Annotated in this window: 4 protein-coding genes and 1 pseudogene; 4 read left to right on the top strand and 1 reads right to left on the bottom strand. The window is 39.9% G+C overall.

The genetic code is table 11. From position 1 onward, the window contains the following. Positions 1-446: 446 nt before the first annotated feature. The 4 genes and pseudogenes from AC52RT_RS00170 to AC52RT_RS00155 all read left to right on the top strand — a co-directional run bounded on the left by AC52RT_RS00170 (position 447) and on the right by AC52RT_RS00155 (position 3832). Complete coding sequence (locus tag AC52RT_RS00170) at positions 447-1631, top strand: hypothetical protein (RefSeq protein ID WP_495538882.1); 1185 nt, start codon at positions 447-449, stop codon at positions 1629-1631. Between the two features lie 15 nt (positions 1632-1646). Continuing rightward, the gene (locus AC52RT_RS00165; protein ID WP_495538881.1) at positions 1647-2825 is read left to right on the top strand and encodes an amidohydrolase; all 1179 of its coding nucleotides are present in this window, start codon (positions 1647-1649) and stop codon (positions 2823-2825) included. 177 nt (positions 2826-3002) lie between these two features. Continuing rightward, positions 3003-3122, top strand: a pseudogene (locus tag AC52RT_RS00160) (DUF7695 domain-containing protein); the annotation flags it as partial. A 428-nt stretch (positions 3123-3550) separates the two neighbouring features. After that, positions 3551-3832: a hypothetical protein gene (locus AC52RT_RS00155; protein WP_495538880.1), complete on the top strand. Its 282-nt coding sequence runs from the start codon at positions 3551-3553 to the stop codon at positions 3830-3832. Here the strand turns inward: AC52RT_RS00155 and AC52RT_RS00150 are convergent. Then, on the bottom strand, positions 3804-4286 hold the full coding sequence (locus AC52RT_RS00150) for a hypothetical protein (protein ID WP_495538879.1): 483 nt from the start codon (positions 4284-4286) through the stop codon (positions 3804-3806). The genes AC52RT_RS00155 and AC52RT_RS00150 overlap by 29 nt on opposite strands. Between the last annotated feature and the right edge of the window lie 288 nt (positions 4287-4574).

Raw genomic sequence — 4574 nt, 5'->3', positions numbered from 1 at the left:
GTAATTTAAATGATAAATATGATAGAAGCAAATAATTGTTCCGTATCAACTTTACATTCCATTAATATGATGAGAGAACAATGCGGATACTAGAGAAGATGTATGTTAAAGAGTAAAAATAATATTAAGGTGGAGCAAATTGTGTTTTCTTCGCTTCTCTCCAAGCACTCGCAAGTGGAATCTCCCTCATTGTAGCTTTTACAACAAATTCCTCAATTGAAATGAAATACTAGTATGTATAATCATTATTCTCTAGTCCATATTTACTTTATAGATTACTTAAGATATGTCTTGATTTTCGTATTTGTTGAGCGCAAGTTATGATTCTCTTATTTCTAACAAAACAATTTTCGTTATTTTCTAAAAATTTATAAAATTCCCTTTATTTATCCCTCTATCTATATTATGATAGTAAAATCATATTTTCTAAAACAGGGGGATGCACCATGACACAGATGTATGCGCTAGTGATAGTGGTAGGGATTTTATACATAGGAGATTTGGTATCAGCGAAAACGAAGGCTTGGGTTTCATCCGTGTTTGTTTGCGCTGTGTTATTCTTAGCCGGATATTGGACGTTCTTTCCGGCGAATATCGTTGAGATAGCAGGGATTGGTCCTGTTGTTGCCACGATGTTCATGTATTTGCTCGTCACGAATATGGGGACACTTTTATCGGTTCAAGAATTAAAGAATCAATGGAAAACCATTGTCGTTGTTTTATCGGGTATTTTAGGTATTATCAGTTTTCTATTCTTAATTGGTACATGGATTTTTGATTTCAAAACGATGGTAGTGGCGATTCCGCCTCTTGTTGGCGGCTTGGTCTCATCTCTCATTATGTCTGAGGGGGCAGCAAATGCAGGGTTAGATGATTTGGCTGTCTTTGCCATCGTAATTTATGTGATGCAGGGCTTTGCGGGATATCCGCTTACATCCATTGTGTTAAAGAAAGAAGGAATGAGGCTTCTTAAACTCTATCGTAAAGGTGATATAAGCTATACAGTGCCACAGGAAGTGAAGGCTGAATTACCGGAAAATCCGAAGCTGTTTAAGCAAATGCCAATGAAGTATAATACGGATTATTTCAAATTTCTCCGTCTCGCAATTGTTGGAGCTTTGGCTTATGGAACCTCCGTATTATTGTCGCCTGTAGTTACAATTAATGCCTTGGTACTTTGTTTAGTATTTGGGGTCCTTGCGACGTCTGTCGGCTTCTTGGAACGCCAGCCGCTTGAGAAAGGAAATGGATTCGGGATAGCTATCATGATCCTCATGCTCTTTGTGTTTGACGGGTTGAAGAACGCGACACCTGAGATGATGCTTCGTATTATTGTTCCGCTCGTCGTATCGATTCTCTTGGCTGTGATCGGCATGTTTATCTTCTCGTTTGTTGCCGGGAAAATACTGAAGGTTAGTCCGTACCTGGCTTTTGCCGTTTCACTTACAGCCCTGTATGGTTTTCCGGCAGATTACATCATAACTAATGAAGTAGTAAAAGCGCTCGCCCAAACAGAAGAGGAAAAAGAGCTGTTGTTAAGCAGGATGATGCCGCCAATGCTTGTTGGAGGGTTCATATCCGTCACGATTGTATCCGTTATTCTTGCAGGAATTTTCGTAAGCTGGCTATAAAAAGGAGAGAAAATAATGAAACAAGTCAAACAGATTATTGAAGAATTAAATGAAGAGCTAGTATCCATCCGCCAAAAGCTGCATAGTGAGCCAGAATTATCTTGGGAAGAGGTAGAAACCACGAATTATGTATGCGCCTATTTGGATAAGCTGGGAATCCCATATCGCCGAACAGAGCCGACTGGGGTGATCGCTGAGATTACAGGCGGAAAACCTGGGAAGCGAGTAGCGCTAAGAGCTGATATGGATGCTTTATCCGTCCATGAAATTAACCAAGAGCTTCCTTATTGTTCGAAGTTTGACGGAAAAATGCATGCATGCGGACATGACAGTCATACCGCCATGCTCTTAGTTGCCGCAAAAACTTTGAATCAGTTGAAAGATGAAATTCCTGGGGCTGTTCGTCTGATTTTCCAGCCGGCAGAGGAGGTCGCCGAAGGAGCGAAGGCAATGGTCAAGCAGGGTGCTGTTCAAGATGTGGATAATATTTTTGGGATACATATTTGGTCATCGGTAGATACGAACAAAATTCAATGTTCAAAAGGGCCTCAATTCGCCTCAGCTGATATTGTGCAAGTGAAATTTAAAGGACGCGGGGGCCATGCAGCCCAGCCGCATGATTCAGTAGATGCCATCATGATGGCATCCAGCTTCGCCCTGAATGTACAGACGATTGTATCAAGGAGAGTTGATCCCCTGCAGCCGGCCGTTGTGACGTTTGGCCGCATGGAGGTAGGGACAAGGTTTAATGTCATTGCCGAGAATGCAGTATTAGACGGAACGGTTCGCTGCTTTGATAAAGGGGTTCGCACATTAATTGAAGAGCAGATTCGCCATTATGCCAAACATGTAGCTGATCTCTATGGGGGCGAGGCTGACGTATCATATATTTATGGGACGCAGGCTGTCATTAATGAAGAATACAGTGCTAAGCTTGCTGAAAAAACAATAAAAGAATGCTTTGGGGAAGAGGCGTATCATTTAGACAATCCAACTATGGGGGGAGAAGACTTCAGCTTCTACTTAGATGAAGTCCCAGGGTGTTTCGCATTGGTCGGAAGCGGGAACACGGTGAAAGATACCCGCTGGGCTCATCATAACGGGCATTTCAATGTGGACGAGGATGCATTAAAAGTAGGAGCAGAGCTTTATGTGCAGTATGCATTGGCATATTTAGAGGACCAAGCTAAATAGAATGCACGTGTCTCTTATAAGATACATTTATAAGTAGTGAAAGCCCCACTTATTCTGACTTCCTCAAATAAGAGTAGAGGAAGTCAGTTTTTTATTGAAATCTAACATCAAGTATGCTGCCAAATGTAAAACCTGCGGAGAATAATCGAATCCATGTACCGACAAGACTTTTAAACTTGCTCCTGTGATCATGTATCCGTGGATGGCGGGAAAGATTACATTAGACGAGGGTTCCCTAAACATCCTTCTGAAGATTGGTTTGAAGAGCTTTCTATATTTGAAGACGAACAAGAATAAATTTATCATGGATTTTATATACCGTTGACTGATATTGCATGACACCACAAAAGATATGCTCCCTAAGCGGCAAACAGATAATATTTTTAATCTGTTTGCCGTTCGGGGAGTTTTTTTATGAGAAAAAATAGCTTTTAAAAGAAGAGAAATCCGGGTTCTAAGTTCTATGAAATGGTCGATTTACTTGGAGGGAAACATCAATCTCAGGGTGTTTAGGTCCAAGCAAATCTATAGAATATTAGCATGTAATTTGGATGTCCCATTTTTGTGGTGTATCTTTCTAATCCCCTTCTTGATGTTGAAATTATCATCCTTACAGTTCCTTCAATCTTTCCAATATATTGTTAGGTAGGTTTTAATTTTAAGCGGGAATAGTATAAAGAGAGAGTTTTAATCTTTCAATACGAACATCAAAGGAGGAGAGCAACATGGCTGTTAGAGAGTTGTTGAAGCACAAATTTGTTGGAGAGACTAGAGACGACATTTGCAGCCAGATAAATGAGTATGTCGAGCTTTTAGAGGGGATGCATCAAGAGGTCGGTATTCACGAAGTCACTTTTTCAAAAAAACGAACGAAGAATCGAAGCAGTACTGGAATATTACTTAGCCGATTAAAACTGGGGGATTCAGCCCCTGGTTTTTACTTAAAAAGGTTGCGCGGGAGCAACCTTTTTGTTCTCTTTATACGAGATGAAGGTGAGGTTTATTAGAACGATAGATTTTACCATTGATTAACTCTTCATGGGTTACGCACTCATAGATCAGTCTTGCAACAGCTAACGGGATAAGCGTCAATGTGATCATTAGACAATAATGTATAAGGGTATGGAAGGGTACAATAGGGTAAGCAATGCAAACATAGGAGACGACAAGTATGGCAAGGGACATATTAATTCTGGCCGTTATATCATCTATTCCGTAAGTCAATAAACGGTACATGAAGAATCCGACAAGACCAATTAGGCTATACGCCATAAAGATCCATGCATATGTATCCCATTGCAAATGAGAGGTGAAATAAGGACCAATCCCCATTTGGATAAGAACGTTTGCTTCTTCAAATAGATTCGTATACAGGATGCAATAGGTGATATATGCATAAATAATGATTTGAATGTCCGCGATTAAACCAATGAACAACGAGCCAAATATGTTTTTCGCCATCATGAACGCCTCCTATGCCTTTATTAGTTGTTTACTATACCAATAACTCCTTTCCTTTAGTGTAAAATATGTTTTTCGAGAAATTCAAGTCACATAAACAAAGGAATTCCAGTTTAAGACCTTTGTAATGATGTGTCCGCAAAAAGTTAGCGATTGAGAGTCTAAGAGGCGGGGAACACATTAGAATGTAGAGGTCTTTTTTGTGATGTTATTCGGTGGCTATTTTAATTCCTTTGCGAGAAATTAGGTAAGGGGATTTAATTATATTAAAATATTAATAGAAGTAGT

It is taken from the genome of Peribacillus sp. (assembly GCF_059453735.1).
Note: the sequence above shows the minus strand (reverse complement) of the source record. Positions and strands in the feature narration are given on the sequence as shown.

What these genes read in the sequence shown, in the direction of transcription:
- AC52RT_RS00165 (WP_495538881.1), top strand. Translation starts at nt 1,647, where the DNA reads ATGAAACAAGTCAAACAGATTATTGAAGAATTAAATGAAGAGCTAGTA.
- AC52RT_RS00155 (WP_495538880.1), top strand. Translation starts at nt 3,551, where the DNA reads ATGGCTGTTAGAGAGTTGTTGAAGCACAAATTTGTTGGAGAGACTAGA.
- AC52RT_RS00170 (WP_495538882.1), top strand. Translation starts at nt 447, where the DNA reads ATGACACAGATGTATGCGCTAGTGATAGTGGTAGGGATTTTATACATA.
- AC52RT_RS00150 (WP_495538879.1), bottom strand. Translation starts at nt 4,286, where the DNA reads ATGGCGAAAAACATATTTGGCTCGTTGTTCATTGGTTTAATCGCGGAC.